This is a genomic window from Microbacterium sp. LMI1-1-1.1, from assembly GCF_040815675.1.
Lineage (GTDB): Bacteria > Actinomycetota > Actinomycetes > Actinomycetales > Microbacteriaceae > Microbacterium.
Map to the genome: position 1 here is coordinate 1,222,258 of NZ_JBFPNN010000001.1, position 15,035 is coordinate 1,237,292.

Annotated in this window: 14 protein-coding genes, 1 tRNA gene and 2 pseudogenes; 6 read left to right on the forward strand and 11 right to left on the reverse strand. The window is 66.8% G+C overall.

Annotated elements, in window-relative coordinates; genetic code table 11:
• The first annotated feature begins 95 nt into the window (after positions 1–95).
• Positions 96–584: a helix-turn-helix domain-containing protein gene (locus MRBLMI1_RS05750; protein ID WP_367727488.1), complete on the forward strand. Its 489-nt coding sequence runs from the start codon at positions 96–98 to the stop codon at positions 582–584.
• 15 nt (positions 585–599) lie between these two features.
• On the opposite strand, the gene MRBLMI1_RS05755 is transcribed toward MRBLMI1_RS05750, so the two are convergent.
• From MRBLMI1_RS05755 to MRBLMI1_RS05780, 6 genes are all read right to left on the reverse strand, one after another.
• Entirely contained in the window at positions 600–2,309 is a 1,710-nt protein-coding gene (locus MRBLMI1_RS05755) for an ATP-binding protein (protein ID WP_367727490.1), read from the reverse strand.
• Entirely contained in the window at positions 2,306–3,484 is a 1,179-nt protein-coding gene (locus tag MRBLMI1_RS05760) for an SIR2 family protein (RefSeq protein WP_367727491.1), read from the reverse strand. Before MRBLMI1_RS05760 ends, MRBLMI1_RS05755 begins: the two co-directional genes overlap by 4 nt.
• A complete protein-coding gene (locus MRBLMI1_RS05765; RefSeq protein WP_367727492.1) occupies positions 3,481–4,608 on the reverse strand; it encodes a helix-turn-helix domain-containing protein in 1,128 nt (375 codons plus the stop codon). The genes MRBLMI1_RS05760 and MRBLMI1_RS05765 overlap by 4 nt, the downstream gene beginning before the upstream one ends.
• A complete protein-coding gene (locus MRBLMI1_RS05770) occupies positions 4,601–5,398 on the reverse strand; it encodes a hypothetical protein (RefSeq protein ID WP_367727493.1) in 798 nt (265 codons plus the stop codon). The genes MRBLMI1_RS05765 and MRBLMI1_RS05770 overlap by 8 nt, the downstream gene beginning before the upstream one ends.
• Before the next feature lie 466 nt (positions 5,399–5,864).
• A complete protein-coding gene (locus MRBLMI1_RS05775) occupies positions 5,865–6,428 on the reverse strand; it encodes a hypothetical protein (RefSeq protein ID WP_367727494.1) in 564 nt (187 codons plus the stop codon).
• 61 nt (positions 6,429–6,489) lie between these two features.
• The gene (locus MRBLMI1_RS05780) at positions 6,490–7,572 is read right to left on the reverse strand and encodes a hypothetical protein (RefSeq protein WP_367727495.1); all 1,083 of its coding nucleotides are present in this window, start codon (positions 7,570–7,572) and stop codon (positions 6,490–6,492) included.
• A gap of 101 nt (positions 7,573–7,673) precedes the next feature.
• Between MRBLMI1_RS05780 and MRBLMI1_RS05785 the strand changes: the two are divergent.
• The 3 genes and pseudogenes from MRBLMI1_RS05785 to MRBLMI1_RS05795 form a co-directional block, all read left to right on the forward strand.
• Positions 7,674–7,991: pseudogene (locus MRBLMI1_RS05785) on the forward strand (DUF5674 family protein); the annotation flags it as partial.
• 65 nt (positions 7,992–8,056) lie between these two features.
• Positions 8,057–8,116, forward strand: a pseudogene (locus tag MRBLMI1_RS05790) (hypothetical protein); the annotation flags it as partial.
• 12 nt (positions 8,117–8,128) lie between these two features.
• The gene (locus MRBLMI1_RS05795; protein ID WP_367727499.1) at positions 8,129–8,962 is read left to right on the forward strand and encodes a zinc ribbon domain-containing protein; all 834 of its coding nucleotides are present in this window, start codon (positions 8,129–8,131) and stop codon (positions 8,960–8,962) included.
• Between the two features lie 12 nt (positions 8,963–8,974).
• On the opposite strand, the gene MRBLMI1_RS05800 is transcribed toward MRBLMI1_RS05795, so the two are convergent.
• Positions 8,975–9,051, reverse strand: a tRNA-Pro gene (locus tag MRBLMI1_RS05800).
• Between the two features lie 132 nt (positions 9,052–9,183).
• On the opposite strand from MRBLMI1_RS05800, the gene MRBLMI1_RS05805 reads away from it, so the two are divergent.
• Both MRBLMI1_RS05805 and MRBLMI1_RS05810 read left to right on the forward strand, forming a co-directional pair.
• Entirely contained in the window at positions 9,184–9,762 is a 579-nt protein-coding gene (locus MRBLMI1_RS05805) for a GNAT family N-acetyltransferase (protein WP_367727500.1), read from the forward strand.
• 157 nt (positions 9,763–9,919) lie between these two features.
• Entirely contained in the window at positions 9,920–10,300 is a 381-nt protein-coding gene (locus MRBLMI1_RS05810) for an RNA-binding S4 domain-containing protein (protein ID WP_367727501.1), read from the forward strand.
• Between the two features lie 113 nt (positions 10,301–10,413).
• Here the strand turns inward: MRBLMI1_RS05810 and MRBLMI1_RS05815 are convergent, their stop codons facing one another.
• The 4 genes from MRBLMI1_RS05815 to MRBLMI1_RS05830 form a co-directional block, all read right to left on the reverse strand.
• The gene (locus MRBLMI1_RS05815; protein WP_367727503.1) at positions 10,414–11,316 is read right to left on the reverse strand and encodes an NUDIX domain-containing protein; all 903 of its coding nucleotides are present in this window, start codon (positions 11,314–11,316) and stop codon (positions 10,414–10,416) included.
• Between the two features lie 319 nt (positions 11,317–11,635).
• Positions 11,636–13,159: a ribosome biogenesis GTPase Der gene (der, locus tag MRBLMI1_RS05820; RefSeq protein ID WP_367727504.1), complete on the reverse strand. Its 1,524-nt coding sequence runs from the start codon at positions 13,157–13,159 to the stop codon at positions 11,636–11,638.
• A complete protein-coding gene (gene cmk, locus MRBLMI1_RS05825) occupies positions 13,149–13,880 on the reverse strand; it encodes a (d)CMP kinase (RefSeq protein ID WP_367727505.1) in 732 nt (243 codons plus the stop codon). The genes der and cmk overlap by 11 nt, the downstream gene beginning before the upstream one ends.
• Positions 13,873–15,006, reverse strand: a complete 1,134-nt coding sequence (locus MRBLMI1_RS05830) for a prephenate dehydrogenase (RefSeq protein WP_367727507.1) — start codon at positions 15,004–15,006, stop codon at positions 13,873–13,875. Before MRBLMI1_RS05830 ends, cmk begins: the two co-directional genes overlap by 8 nt.
• Positions 15,007–15,035: the final 29 nt, after the last annotated feature.

Below are 15,035 nucleotides of genomic sequence, written 5' to 3' on the forward strand. Positions count from 1 at the left end.
ACTGTGCCCGTGTTCCGCTCCGGCGGACGTTCAGGACCAGGTGAGGTGCGACGAAACACGAGAGGCCCCCGCGATCCCGCAGGGGCCTTTCGTTCTTGCTTTTTCGCCGGACTGTCGAGCGATTTGCGCTGCCAACAGCCTGTGCTGTCGACATCGTCTACCTCTGTTCCAATAAATCAGCGACCTCTGTTACGTCCGCAGAGATTCAGCGGATTTCCGCGGCAGTCGGGGATTCTGAGCGGAAGTTCCAACCACGTGTCAAGCGTGGTTGGAACCGCCTGAGCGCCGAGCAGCAAGCCACTGTAGTTGCACGGTACAGCAGCGGTGAGACCTCAACCGTGCTCGCTGACGAGTACGGCGTCGCGAAGTCCACCATCTTGCGGATCCTCCGTGAGTCCCGCGTTGTCCTGCGTCGTCAGTCACTGACGGCCGAGCAGGTGAGCGAAGCCGCGGACTTGTACGAATCCGGCCTCTCGCTCTCGCAGGTCGCCAAGCGGCTCGACGTAAACCAGGAGACAATGCGGGTGGCAATCCTCGAGGCGGGCGTCATACTCCGCGAGCCGACGAAGGCGAAAAGCGCGTAGATGCCGAGGATGAGCTCAGGACCCCCAACTGTCGTAGCTCGGTCCATCGGACGCTGGAGGCGCGACGGGCTTCTGAACCCGCACGCTCACCGGAACCGGGAAGTCAACACCCATCAGAATTGCCTCCCCTGGAACCAGTCCAGGAAGGAGCTTGGTGGCGGAGTGATCGAGTTCGGCGGCGGCTTGCTCGACACGTTGACGATCGCGCCCATCGGCGAGTCGGTGCACGATCGTCATCCCGACCTGGCTGAGGACGCCAGCGGGCAAGTCACCGGGACGCTGGGTTGCGACACACACGGTGAGGCCGTACTTGCGCCCCTCCTTCGCGATCGCATCGAAAGCGTTGAGGTGGGTGCTGGCGAACTCGTCACCGACCGTGACGTCAAAGAACTGGTGCGCTTCGTCGACAGCAACGACGACAGGCGCTGAGGCGTACGCGCCGTCCCGCGCCCAGGTGAGCAACGTCTGTCCGAGGATGTTGACGACGATTTCCCGCAGGTGATTTGCGAACGTCAGGTTCTTGAGCGAGATACGCAGCACATGCTGATCTTGGTCCTGAAGCCACTTCTCGATCTCGTCGATGACATTGCTGACGCCGGCCGGGGGATCGATCACGTTCATGATCTCCGGCGTCTGGAGCAAGTCGCTGATCCGGCTGACCAACGATGCTACGTATCCGAGCGACGTCTGGTCTGTATCGCCAAATTTGGCCGCATTGTTGCGATCGGTTCCCCAAATGCACTCGTTCTGAACCTGCGCCGCAAGCAGGCGGATGTTGAAGGGCGAGTTTGGGTCTTCCACTGTCGCGATGTACTTGTTAACCGCGGCCTGGTGAACGGCGATCGTGCCGTTGCGCTTGACGATCTCGCCCGAGGCCTGCACCATTCGTTGGTGTGCAGGGTCGGCAGTGCCGTCCGCCTGGATCGCTTTGGCCAGCCGCAAAGAGCGGACGGCTTCTCTCAATCGCGGCAGTTGAGAGCCGCTCGAAGGGTTCAGGAATGCGTTCCGATCCGACTCCCGCATCATGTAGTGGGGGATGCCGACTGCGACAGTTCCCGTTGGTTCGCCGGCGGTTGAGCTGAACGCGAGATGAGTGGCTCTGTCGGCGAGCGTGCGGAACTCACCAGTCGCATCGATGAGGATCATCTTCCCCCGCAGCGCGGCAACGCTCTCGGCAAGATGACCGACCGTCCAGCTCTTGCCCGATCCCGTAGCGCCGACTACAGCGAGGTGCCTACCGAATAGCCGCGACAACGGCACGGCAACTGGAACGGACTCGTCGACGGATAGCCGTCCGAGCGGCAGTGTTGCGGCTCCAGAGCTAGAGGCGGCGCCGATCACGGCGAGGATCGCTTCCGAACTCGCGGCGTAGACAGCGTCGCCGACCTTCGGGTACTTTGCGATGCCTCGAGTGGTCGCGCCGCTCAGCTCAAGGGTCGAGAGCAATTGCACTCGACCTTCGATCGGGATCTTCTTGTCGCCTTGCGCGGAGACGTCGTCTGCACGGCCAAGTGCCGTGCCGACGCGCAGAAGACGTCCGAACGTGGCAACTCCCCCGACGTCCACGACGACAAACTCGCCGACTTCGCCGCGGCCGAGGTACTCACCAAAGTGGGCTCGCGGCAGCTTGTTCGCCGCGATGAGCGCGACGTCCGCAAACGAACCCTCAACCTGGTAGACGTACCCGATCCGGCGCTCCGGGCTGAACGGGTGCAGCTTCATCATGAGCGAGTGGCGCCATCAGCAGACACCCGGTCGGCGTGGGCGTCGCGCTCGTCACGAGCGGGGATGTCCGGGAGAAGCTTGACGAGGTCGTCGTAGGTGCCGTTCAGCAGGCTGAGGCGCCGGTCGCCGCGTGCGATCAGCTTCTCGAACCAGGCGAGAGTCTTGGAGCGCTTCTTGTCGCGCGCTCCCGGTGTCACGACGACGGCTCGGAGGCCAATGTTGCTCCGCAGCGCTGCTTCGATCGGCGCAACCAGATGATCGTCATTGAACCCGAAGCCGACGACGATCAGGCCGACATCAGGCTGACGAAGAGCGATCTGGAACCGCGACATGAATTCCAGATAGGGCTGCTGATACGACAGCTGGTACTTCGCTGACGACGGATAGATCAGCACCGGGCTGTCGGGCTTAGCGAAGCCCGGAACCTTCCGGACTCCGGCATTCGTAGCATCCCAGTCCACCGATCCGTGAAGTTTGAGCAGATGGAACACGCTGGGTTCGAGCGCAAGGGGCTCATGTGGTCGACGGCGTACGTAGTCGAGATCAAACGATGCGCCGTCAAAGTCCTGGCCGCCGTAGCCAAACCCGTCGATGACGTTGAACCGCGCGCGACGGGCAGCAACCTCGAACGCGAGATCGTAGTTTGTGGTGAACAGCTGGGTTCGCTGCAGACGTGTTGATCGGCGCGCAACCTTTCGCAGGAACAGCTCATGGCCTTCGACCTCAGAGTGATCGTCGACGAAACTGCAACTCCGCCAGACCACGTCCTCTGCTTCCTGGACGAAGGCATCGAGCTCGGTGTTCTTGGGGTTCAGCGCCAAGCGCGCCTGCGCATCGGAGAGGACGTGCTCGAGATTTTGCTCTTCGACGAGATCGGAACTGAGAAGCGCTTTCACCGCCGCGAACGAAGCAAGCTTCTCTACGTCCGCCCACAGGTCCGACATCTTGGGCGCAGTTCTGCCTGCATCCTTCGAGTTGGTGATCCCTAGAGAAGTGCCAAGACCAGCGAGCACCACAAGGTTCTCTGCGTTCGTGATCAAAGAGAGTTCTTCGCGGAGCGCGCGAGAGGCGACTTCCTGAAGCGCTAGAGCGTCCTGATCACCAGCATCGGCTCCATCAAGTGGCTGCCATCCGCCGTTGGTGTACCCACCGATCACTTCAAGGTTGCGCGTCATGCGGTGCTGCTCTCTTCCGGCGAGGGTGAAGTGGATGTGGGCACTCTCGATGCCGCGATCGCATAGAGCCCGACGGGCAGCCCGGAACCAGCGAGGAAGGACGCTTCGTCCACTCCCGCCTCATGGAGCACCTCGCGGGCGCGCGGCAGCATCGACGGCATCTCCAGCGATGAGATCCGCCCTGGCTCCGACCGGCGCCAGCCGTTCTGCGACATGCGGATGACCGCATTGCGATACGAAACGTCATTCATGATGCCGAGCGCCCGCGCGCGGTAAAGAAGCGCGGCGAGGCTGACCCCCCAGTACTCCTTCAGCTCGGCAAGCTGCGCCCACGCCTTGCCTGCGGTCGACGCCGGAAGGGACGGAGCGATCTCTTCGGCTGGCGTGAGGAACTCGGATGCGAAACGGTTGGCTTGCTCCTCGGCGACTTTCCCGCCCGGTTCAGCGTCGTGGTGCATGATCAGGTGCCCGAGCTCGTGAGCGACATCGAAGCGCTGGCGGTAGTAGTCGTCCTTTACTGGGTTCAGCACAATGATCGGCCTGGTCGCCGAGTGCAGCGAGTACGCGTCGATTGAGGCCACACCTGGCTCGCTGAACACCACGACGACGCCGTTCCGCTCGACGAGCCGAACCACATGCTGCAAAGGACCAGGTCCAACGCCGAAGAACTCGCGGGCTTCCCGCGCGGCCTCCTCTGGCGTCATCGAGCGCTCGTCGGGGTCGACCGGGATGTCCGGCAACAGCGCCTCCGGGAACTCGACCGCGTTCTCGAGCATCCCGGCGATCTCAGCCACGAACCGGCCGTACGCCTCCGCCTCGTCTTGAGCGATCTGCGGCGTCGAGCGCAGCGACCGGAAGTTCGGCTTATCCGTCTTGGGGGGTGCACCTCCCCCGAAGAACTGGGGCTCGACCTGCAGCGCCAAGGCGAGCTTCGCCACCGTCGCACGGTTGGGCTGCTTGGCACCGCTCTCCCATGCGGTCACCGAGGCCGGCGACATCTCGATGAGCGTCGCCAGATGGGACTTCTTGAGCCCTTTCAACTGACGGGCCATGGTGAGGCGCTCACCGTTGAAGAACGAAGCTGCTGCGGCGAGCGTCTGGGACGGTCGACGCACGTCAGCCATTCGCCGCGCCCGACCCTTCGCCCGCACCCGAACGCTTGAGCCGCACCGGTACATCTTCGACTTCGGTGGAGGCGCCCCCGCTCGGCATCTGCGGTGTGACCGGCAAACCAATGCCGCCGGTGGGGGTGCCGCCCGTGAGGAGCAACTTCTTCCAGTACCAGCAGGAATCGCCCGGGTACTCCGGGTTCTTGCTCTGCCCGATATGGAGCTCAAACTGCTTAGTCGTCGGGTCGAAGGCGTGCGCTACGACGAGGGTGACGCCGACGAAGTCGTCGTCGTCAGGAATTCCAGCGATCGACTCGAGGCCGAACTCCTCGTCGTCGAACAGCGCGTTTTCGCGGATAAACAGCTGCGAGGCGACACGGCGCTTCGCGTCGCTGCGCTGCACCCACTTGATGTCATCGACCTTGCCGTACGGATACGACTGCAGCAGCACGCGGTAGCCCTCGATCGCCCAGCCCGGGGACTGCTTGTAATCCCGGCGCACCACCGCATCCGACGAAAGGAGCGGCATCGCTCGGAAGGCATCCGGCGTGATACCTCGCTCGAGGACATCGCCACCAAGACTCTCGATCCCTTCGCCCACCTTGAACCGACCGTTCGAGGTCGCCCGATCGATGAGGTCCTTGAAGTGCTTGAAATTGAGGTAGCCGACGACACCCTGGTCGTGTCCCTGGTCCTCGTCGTACAGCTGATCCGTTGCAGTGAACGCCACGGGCGCGCCCCACTTCAAGACATCGATCAGTCCAGAAGCCTGGAAGGCGGAGAGTGCGTCATCTTCTGCGGTCATGAGACAAAGATACACGCAGGTCAGTAGAGTGCGTGCTCATTTTCACTCTCGGCGTGTCGAATCGGATCCTGTTTCGCCCGTGGCTATTCAACGAAGGGATCGGGGCGAAGAGTGCCTGGCCGATCGCCGGTCGGCTTGTAGACGCAGGAGTACGCGCTTCGGGGTCTCCGTGCACCATGCCGATGAGCACCCGAGCGACCGCAGTCTCGCCTGCCGGACGATTATCGATGACCTCGCTGAAGAGGTTCTAGCCACGGATGTTGAAATACCCCACGGCCGCGTCGATCCGATCCGACTCGGCAAGCGTCTCTACGAGATGGCTCCCAAGGGCCAACTCGATGTTGTCGAAAATCCGGGTCACGGCGCTCCTTCGTCGCTTCCCGGACTACCAGGAAGATGGTTTTCCCTCAGGGTAGCGAGACGCACAGACACGACCGAGAAGTGCGCGTTCGGGCGTGGCGAATGCTTAGGAGAGTGCTCCGGCGGCGTCCAGCACCTTCATCGTCGCCAGCACAGCGTTGTCGCGGTATTGCTTGGAGCCGGCGACCTCGCGAACGGTCTTCACCACCTCGGCAGCACCAACCACCGTGATCGGGCCCGCACCGACGATCTGCTGGGCGGACCACTCGCGCACGGCAGCCTCGCTCCCGCCGCTGGCGAACTTGCCGACGTAGAGTCGCAGCTCGACTTGCTCGACGGTAAAACCGAACCGATCCGCAGCAGCCGCGACGACGGTGGAACGAATCTGGTCGTCGTTGAGGAGTGCGTACGCGGCGTTCCAAGCGCGGTTCTCGCTCTCACCGCGCACGTGCGCCGCTACGACCCCGCGAGAGCCGAAAAAGGACTTCACCGTCGCGAGCACGAGCCTGTCAGCGCGAGCGGCGACGAGATCCACCTCGAAACCGTGGGTCTGCCACTCCTCGTAAGCGGTCTTGCGTGTGCGGCGCTTGACCGGGAACTTGAGCGCGCTCGAGACGACCAACCCCTCGGCTTCCAGCGCGAGGGCGACGAACTGCTCAAAGGCTTCCACGCTTTCGAGGGTAGCCAGCGGCACCGACGCCGCCTCGGAACCAGCACGGGGCGACGTCGTGCTACGGCGCTTTGCGCACCGCGTCGGCGGGGCGGTCTTCCACTGCACCCTCGGCGCGCAACAGCTCGATCTCCACATGCACCTCGCTCGCAGCTGCCTTCAGCTGAGAGATCGTGAGGTCAGGTGTCTTGACGTACTTCAGGACAGACGAAGGGGCGAAGTGATTGAACTCTTTGCGTCCCGCGGCCGTTTGTGGCAAGTGGGCAGGGAAGGTGTAGAACTCCGGATGCTCACGGCTCACGGCCTCTCGGAGACGATGTGACTCCTCGCTTCGGCCACGAACGGATTCATCATGGTAGATCGCAGTGCGTCGAAACTGGCTGCCTTGAAGTTGCCAGCCCAGATGCGCATGGATCCCGCTTGTGAAGGTGTACTCGAAAGACTCGACGAACGGCGTCGCATTGGTCATGCCACTTCCAGCGGGCTGCTCCAGCCCCGGGAGGAACTCGTTGAGCACCCGCGCGACGCGCTGTGCACGCGCCTTGTGGAGCGCCGCGCGCATCTGCGAGCTGGAGATCGCAGAGAGGAGCGACGCGGGCAGCCAGACCGCCTCGTCATCAGACTGCACGTCGACAGCCGAGACGAGCTGATGCAAGTCGGCAACGAGCGCGGTGTATCGGCGCATCGTCTCGACCTCGTAGGAGGAGTCGGTGGGGAGCGCGTCGAGGATTCGAGTAGAGAAGTTGGCGTAGCTCAGGTAGTGCCACTCCCCCAGGTCGAAGTCCGGCGCGCTGACGGAGAGCAGCACGAGGGCCGGTGTGTGCGGCCACTTCGATGTGGCGGCTTGATACTCGTCGAGCTGGTCGCGGTGGGGCAGAGAGAAGACCTTGTTCTCAATGACGAGCGGAGCACGGTCTGGCCAGCGGAACACGAGATCCAAGTGACCTCGCTCGCGCTCTACGAATCGACCAGAATCCGTGCCGGGTGATGTGAGTGGTCGGAACGTCGCGTCCGCAGCCTCAGGAAGCTGGTCGAAGAACCAGCCGACGAGGTTGGAATGGAACAGTTCGCGCTGACCGTACATGAGCCGGCCGAGCGGGTTCGCTTCAATGCGGCGGGCGACGTCTTTGAAGTCCTCAGTCATGATAACTCTCAGGCTACGGGTGTGGAGTGGCGCTGCTGACGAAGCAGTGCCTTGCCCGCTTCCGTGATCTCCCACGCGATGACGACTCCCCGGGCGCTGGGATGTCTTGCTGCGGGGCGACCAGACCGTCACGACCCAGACGCCGCACGGTCGTGACACGCACGATCTCGTACGCCGGCGCGGGGAGATCGAGGTGCGCCATCGCGAAAAGGCCGTCGAGGCTCACCATCGCTGAACTCACTCCACTCGCCGAGCGGATGCACGGCACGCTCGTCAAAGCAGACGTTGATGTCGCCCGTGGCGTGCTCGTGCTCGACATGGACATGCACGCCGACGGCGAAGCGTTCCTGCTGGAGCAAGGATCACGTCAGGAAGACCTCTGGGGCATCAACCTCCACCCCGAGCACTACGGCACGGATGCGTTCATCGCCCGTCAGCAAAGCGCCCCGCACGCCCGCTCTCACCCAGCGCACTTGCCAAGATCCTGCGCGACCCCTACTACACGGGCGCGATTCGCTACAAAGATGCTCTCTACGATGGCCGCCACCAAGCAATCGTGGAGAAGACAACTTTCCTGACCGTGGAGCGCATCCTCGACCGCCGAAACCGCAAAGGCGACGGTGACATCGTTCATTTTCACTACCTGAAGGGGATGCTATCTTGCGGCCTGTGTAGCGGTGAAGGACGGTCAAGCAGGCTCATCTACAGCCAGAATGTTGGAAACGGCGGGACGTACGAGTACTACCTCTGCGCAGCGAAACAGCGCGGCAAGTGCTCATTGGGCGCCGTCCGAATGGACGACATCGAGGCGGCCGTTGCTCGAACTGTTCACCTGGAAGGCCTTCATTCCGCGGCCGCGGAAACGATACGCCGAGAGCTGTCGACACAGATGGCTTCGCTGCAAGCCGCAGACCGAGAGCTGAAAGAGAACCTGCGACAGCACCTAACCAAGCTCGAGGCACAAGAAGAACGACTCATCGACTTGGCTGCGGACGGCACGATGCCTAGCGACAAGCTTCGTGATCGGCTGAACGACATCACGCTTCAAAAGGGTGCGATCAAGGAACGTCTTGCGCGCACGGAGACCCACCTGAGATCAGGCGCAGAGAAGGTCCTGGCCTACATCGATCTGCTCGAGAGTCCCGGGGACCTATACGCAAGCATCTCCCCCAACATCCGCCGGGACGTGCTCTCCGCGTTCTACGAGCGACTCGTCGTCCATGTGGAAGACGATGCGATCAGCCTGCAGCCCGTGAGGACTGAGGTAAACGACGCGATTCATGCATGGAACACCGCGGCCGCAGAAGCTACAAACGAAGAGCCTCCCACGTTCCCGTGGAAGGCTCTTCGTTGTCGACCATCAAGGGGGACAACTTGTCCCCTGGTTTGAGTAACACTCAATTGGTCGGGATGACAGGATTTGAACCTGCGACCCCTTGACCCCCAGTCAAGTGCGCTACCAAGCTGCGCCACATCCCGTCGCCCGCGAGCGGGCAACTCCCCTATATTAGCCTCTCCGCGCCGCGCCCGCGAACCGGCCTCCGCCCCGGGCGCGCCCCGCCGCCGCCCCGACCCCTTGCCGCTCACCCCACCCGCCGCTAGCGTCGCCCCATGACGGTCGAGATCCTCCCGGCGACCGGCGACCGCTTCGACGACGCCGAGAAGGCTCTGGACAGCGGCGACGGACCGGAATGCCAGTGCCAATGGTGGCTCCTCCCCAACGCCGAATGGCAACGCACTCCCCACACCGAGCGCGAGCAGCTCCTCCGCACGGAGCTCGACGGCGAACGCTCTCCCGGCCTCATCGCGTACGTGGACGGCGATGTCGCCGGCTGGGTGCGCGTCGGACCCCGCATCGACCAGACCCGCATCCTCCGCACCCGCGAGATCGTCGGCGCGACGGCCGAGCCGCTCGACGCCGCGGACGTCTGGTCCGTCTCGTGCTTCGTCGTCCGAAAGCAGCACCGGGGCCAGGGGCTCACGGCGAGGCTCCTGGATGCCGCCGTCTCCGTCGCCCGGGAGGGCGGCGCCCGCGTGGTGGAGGGCTATCCCCTCGACCCCGCGGTGGCGAAGAAGTCGTCGAATCAGCTGTTCCGCGGCATCCTGCCCGTCTTCGAGTCGGCCGGCTTCGACATCGTCGCCCGCCCGAAGCCCGACCGCGCGCTCGTCAGTCTCACCCTCCGCGACTGAGCGCTGTCAGCGGCAGACGTCCGACACCACGGCCCGCTACCACGTCGAGACGCACGCCACCGACCCCGCCCTGTACGCGGCCGCCGTGATGCCGGTCGAGGGCTGAGCGCCGCGACCCCGCCTACGATGGAGGTCCCCGATCGAAGGACTCCGGACGATGGATGCCACCCCCTCAGCGCGCGTCGACGCGTGGCTGTGGGCCGTTCGCGTCTACAAAACCCGCTCGGCCGCGACGACGGCGTGCCGCGCCGGGCATGTCCGCGTGAACGGCGAGCGGGCCAAGGCTGCGCAGCCGGTGCGCCCGGGAGACGAGCTGCGGGTCCGGATCCAGGGGTTTGACCGGATCCTGGTGGTCAAGAAGACGATCGTGAAGCGCGTCGGCGCGGCGCTCGTCGCGGAGTCGGTCGACGACCGCACTCCCCCGCCGCCGCCGCGCGAGAGCATGCCGTTCGTCCCCGTGCGCGACCGGGGCGCCGGCCGTCCGACGAAGCGGGACCGCCGCGAGATCGAGAAGCTGCGCGGCCGCGAGCTCGACTGACGCCGGCCGCACGCTTCTCGCAGCGGCATCCCCTCCTCGCAGGATCCCGCCGGAACTCTGCGAGGAACGCGCGATTCTGCGAGTTGCGGTCCGACGGACCCGCGAGCGCGGGGTCAGGACAGCTGGTCGAGCAGCCAGCGCGTGCCGTGCACGGTCGCGCCGAGGGCCTCGACGCGGGCCGCGAGGCCGCGGTCACTCGTCACGACGACGACGGGATGCCACGACGGATCGAGGTCGCGCACCGCGTCGACGATCGCGTCGTCTCCCGAGCCGGGGGCGCGGACCACCCGGACGAGATCGGCGTGAACATCGGCGGCCTTCGCGTCGCCCTCCAGCACCGCGATGACGAAGGGGAACCAGCGGGTGGCGGTGAGACCGAGGGCCGTGGCATCCATTCCGGAGACGGCGAGCGCGGACAGGCGCGTGAGGAGGCGTTCCGCGGCGCCGGAGCGGTCCTTCCACCAGCCGTCGGGCACCGAGCCCATGACGTTCGCGACGTCGACGACCACGGCGGGGCGGACGGCGAGTGCGGCGCGCAGGGACGGCCAGGAGGCAGCGAACCCGGGATGCAGCGGCAGGTCGTCCACTTCGTCGACGGGGACCCACGCGAGGGCGACGCTCTCCGGGTCGCTGATCACCGGCTCGAAGGGGGCCGTGACGTCGGCGACGACGGTCGTGTACGACCAGATGCCGACGTCGAGGACGCTCTCGAACCGGGCCTGCACGGCGTCGACGGGCACCCCCGCCTCCTCCCCCGATTCGCGGAGCGCGCCGTCGCGAGCGGACTCGCCCTCGTGCCGCGCGCCGCCCGGAAGAGCCCACGTGTCGCCGAAGTGGCTCCAGGCCACGCGGTGCTGCAGCAGCACGCCGCGGTCCGCGTCGAGGGCGAGGAGGCCGGCCGCGCCGAAACGTCCCCAGTACTTCTCGCCGGTGGGCGCGACGACCCACGCGTCGCCGGGGTCGCGGGGCCCGTGGGGACGCCGCGGTTCACCCGGGGCGGGAGGCTGGATCGTCATCGCGTCCAGCCTGGCACACGTCACCCGCGGCGGCGCCGACCCGCGACACATACCGCCGTGAGCCGTGGCATCCCTCCGCCCTCCCACGCATCGGGAACAGGCACCGCGCCCGGGACGGGCAGCGAACCGGGAACTCCCACGCACCGAAAACAGGCACCGCGCCCGCAACAGGCGGAACGGCCGCGAAACGCCCTGTCCCGGCCGCCCCGCCTGCCCCCGCACCCCCCGCGCCGCGAACGGCGGGGAACGCACCCGCGGACGCGCGCACGCACAACGCACGAACGCCCCGACCCTCAGGGGGCCGGGGCGTCCGCAGACCTCAGCGCTGACGCTTCTCGCGGATGCGCATGTTCAGCACGATCGGCGTTCCCTCGAAGCCGTAGATCTCGCGCAGGCGCCGCTGGATGAAGCGGCGGTAGCCCGGGTCGAGGAACCCGGTCGTGAACAGCACGAAGGTCGGCGGGCGGGTGGCCGCCTGCGTCCCGAACAGGATGCGGGGCTGCTTGCCGCCGCGCAGCGGGTGCGGGTGCTCGGCGACGAGCTCCGACAGGAACGCGTTGAACTTGCCGGTGGGGATGCGCTGGTCCCAGGACTCCAGGGCCGTCTCGAGCGCAGGGACGAGCTTGTCGAGGTGGCGCCCGGTGCGGGCGGAGATGTTCACGCGCGGCGCCCACGTCACGTGCGCCAGGTCCTGCTCGATCTCGCGCTCGAGGTATCGGCGACGGTCCTGGTTCTCCATGTCGTCGTCGTTCAGGCGGTCCCACTTGTTGAACGCCAGCACGAGCGCGCGGCCCGACTCGAGCACGAGGTCGATGATGTTGAGGTCCTGGACGCTGATCGGCTGCGACACGTCGAGCACGACCACGGCGACCTCGGACTTCTCCAACGCCGTCGAGGTGCGCAGCGAGGCGTAGAAGTCGGCGCCCTGCGACAGGTGCACCCGACGACGGATGCCGGCGGTGTCGACGAGCGTCCAGAGCTTGCCGCCGAGCTCGACGACCTCGTCGACGGGGTCGCGGGTGGTCCCGGCGAGCTCGTTGACGACGACGCGCTCCTCCCCGGCGGCCTTGTTCAGCAGCGAGGACTTGCCGACGTTGGGACGGCCGAGGATCGCCACGCGGCGGGGGCCGCCGATCTCGTACTTCGCCACCGCCGAGACCTCCGGCAGCACCTTCATGATCTCGTCGAGCAGGTCGGCCACGCCGCGGCCGTGGATGGCCGAGACGGGGTGCGGCTCGCCGAGGCCGAGGTTCCACAGGGCCGCGGCCTCGGGCTCCTGACGGGCGTCGTCGACCTTGTTGGCGATGAGGAAGACGGGCTTCTTGCTCTTGCGCAGCAGACGCACGACGTGCTCGTCGGTCGAGGTCGCGCCCACCGTGGCATCCACGACGAACAGCACGATGTCGGCCAGGTCGATCGCGACCTCCGCCTGCGCGGCGACGGAGCGGTCGATGCCGCGGGCGTCGGGCTCCCAGCCGCCGGTGTCCACCAGCGAGAAGCGGCGGTCGAGCCACTCGGCCTTGTAGGTGACGCGGTCGCGGGTGACGCCGGGGGTGTCCTCCACGACGGCCTCGCGGCGGCCGAGGATGCGGTTCACCAGCGCGGACTTGCCGACGTTGGGGCGACCGACGATCGCGACCACCGGCAGGGCCGGCAGGAACTCGATGCCGCCCTCGCCGGACGCGAGACCGGCGAGCAGCGCGGCGTCGTCCTCGTCGAGGTCGAAGTCCTCGAGGCCGGCGCGCAGCGCCTCCGCCCGCTGTTCGGCGAGCACCTCGTCGAGCTGCTCCATCTTCTCGGCGAGCTGGTCGGGCCCGCCTTCGTATTCGTCTTCAACGCCCATCGCGGGCTCCCATCGTGTTGTCGACGACGTCCAGCACGGCGTCGACGGTCTGTTCGAAATCGAGGTGGGTCGAGTCGACCACCTGCACGCCGGGGGCGGCGGTGAGGAAGTCGACGACCGTGGAGTCGGCCGCGTCCCGCTTGTGCAGGGCGGCGGCGACCTTGGCGGCATCCTGGTCCGTCAGCTCGGCGCTGCGGCGCGCGGCGCGCACCTCGGGCGCCGCTGTCAGCAGGATCCGCACGGGGGCGTCGGGGAACACCACGGTGGTGATGTCGCGTCCTTCGACGACGACCCCCGGAAGACCCGCGGATGCCACGAGTCGGCGGAACATGTCGTTGACGGCGTGCCGTACGGCTCCGACCCGGGCGACGCCGCTGACGGCCTCGGTCACGCGCGGCTCGCGGATGGCCGCGGTCACGTCGGTCCCGCCGACGCGCACCCAGCGGTCGGCCGGGTCGAGCGAGATGGCGTAGTCGAAGTCGCCGAACACCTCCAGCACCGCGGTCGCGTCCGACGTGTCGGTGCCGTGCGACAGCGCGTGCCAGGCGAGGGCCCGGTAGGCGGCGCCGGTGTCGAGGAAGCCGTAGCCCAGGCGACCGGCGGTGGCCTTCGAGATGCTCGACTTGCCGCTCCCGGCGGGGCCGTCGATGGCGACGACGAGGGGGAAGGATGCCACCCCGCCGGCGGCGGGCTTGGTGATCGGCTCGGAGGCGTCAGTCATGGGTGGTGCTCGCAATCCGCCATCCGCGCTGCTGGAGCCCGTCGGTGGCTCGGCGGACGGCGTCGGGGACGACGCTGATCTCGGCCAGGCCGAAGGGAGCCCCCGGCGAGTGCTCGAGACGCAGGTCTTCGACGTTGACGTCGAGGTCGCCGAGCTCGCCGAAGAGGCGGCCGAGCTGTCCGGCGGTGTCGTCGACCATGACGACGAAGGTGTCGAAGCGGCGGTTCTGGCCGTGCTTGCCGGGAAGGCGCTCGACGCCCTCGTTGCCGCGGCGGATGGTGTCGGCGATAGTGCGGCGGGCGCCGGGCACGTCGGGGTCGCGCAGCGCGGCCGCGACGTCGGAGAGGTCCGTCGCGAGCCGGTCGAGCACCTCGACGACCGGGGCGGCGTTCGCGCCGAGGATCTGCACCCACAGCTCGGGGGCGGATGCCGCGATGCGGGTGGTGTCGCGGACGCCCTGCCCCGCCAGGCGCAGCGAGCCGTCGGGCGCGGTGACGAAGCGGCCGGCCAGGAGGCTCGCGACCAGCTGCGGCACGTGCGACATGAGAGCGACGGACTCGTCGTGCTCCTCGGGCGTCATCTCGATGAGCGTGGCGCCGAGGTCGAGGGCGAGACCCTCCACGAGCGAGAGGTCGTGCGCGGAGGTCTCGCCGTCGCGGCAGACGACCCAGGGCCGTCCGACGAAGATGTCCGCGCGGGCGGAGATCGCTCCCCCGCGCTCGCGACCGGCCATGGGGTGGGACCCGATGTAGTGGGTGAGGTCGACGCCGCGGGAGCGCAGCGTGCGCAACGGCTCGAGCTTCACGCTCGCGACGTCGGTGACGATGGCATCCGGGAACGCCGCCAGCTCGCGCTGCACGACGTCGGCGGTCACGTCGGGCGGCACGGCCACGACGATGAGGGAGGGCCGGTCGTCGTCGCGCTCGGCGCGGCCGGCGCCGTAGTCGATGGCGAGGCGCAGCTGCGACGGCGAGGTGTCGGCGAGGACGACGTCGACGCCGAGCGCGGTCAGCGCGTGACCGATGCTCGCGCCGAGCAGTCCCGAGCCGACCACGCGCACGGTGCCGCTCGTCCGGGTCGCCAGAGGCGCCTCCGCGCGCGCGGACGTTCCGTTCGTCTCGGTCATCGGGTCTCCTGCTGCCCATCGCAGCGCCG

Coding starts and splice junctions, on each gene's coding strand:
- MRBLMI1_RS05755 (WP_367727490.1), bottom strand. CDS start 2,309: ATGATGAAGCTGCACCCGTTCAGCCCGGAGCGCCGGATCGGGTACGTC.
- MRBLMI1_RS05760 (WP_367727491.1), bottom strand. CDS start 3,484: ATGACGCGCAACCTTGAAGTGATCGGTGGGTACACCAACGGCGGATGG.
- MRBLMI1_RS05765 (WP_367727492.1), bottom strand. CDS start 4,608: ATGGCTGACGTGCGTCGACCGTCCCAGACGCTCGCCGCAGCAGCTTCG.
- MRBLMI1_RS05770 (WP_367727493.1), bottom strand. CDS start 5,398: ATGACCGCAGAAGATGACGCACTCTCCGCCTTCCAGGCTTCTGGACTG.
- MRBLMI1_RS05780 (WP_367727495.1), bottom strand. CDS start 7,572: ATGACTGAGGACTTCAAAGACGTCGCCCGCCGCATTGAAGCGAACCCG.
- MRBLMI1_RS05805 (WP_367727500.1), top strand. CDS start 9,184: ATGACGGTCGAGATCCTCCCGGCGACCGGCGACCGCTTCGACGACGCC.
- MRBLMI1_RS05810 (WP_367727501.1), top strand. CDS start 9,920: ATGGATGCCACCCCCTCAGCGCGCGTCGACGCGTGGCTGTGGGCCGTT.
- MRBLMI1_RS05815 (WP_367727503.1), bottom strand. CDS start 11,316: ATGACGATCCAGCCTCCCGCCCCGGGTGAACCGCGGCGTCCCCACGGG.
- der (WP_367727504.1), bottom strand. CDS start 13,159: ATGGGCGTTGAAGACGAATACGAAGGCGGGCCCGACCAGCTCGCCGAG.
- cmk (WP_367727505.1), bottom strand. CDS start 13,880: ATGACTGACGCCTCCGAGCCGATCACCAAGCCCGCCGCCGGCGGGGTG.
- MRBLMI1_RS05830 (WP_367727507.1), bottom strand. CDS start 15,006: ATGACCGAGACGAACGGAACGTCCGCGCGCGCGGAGGCGCCTCTGGCG.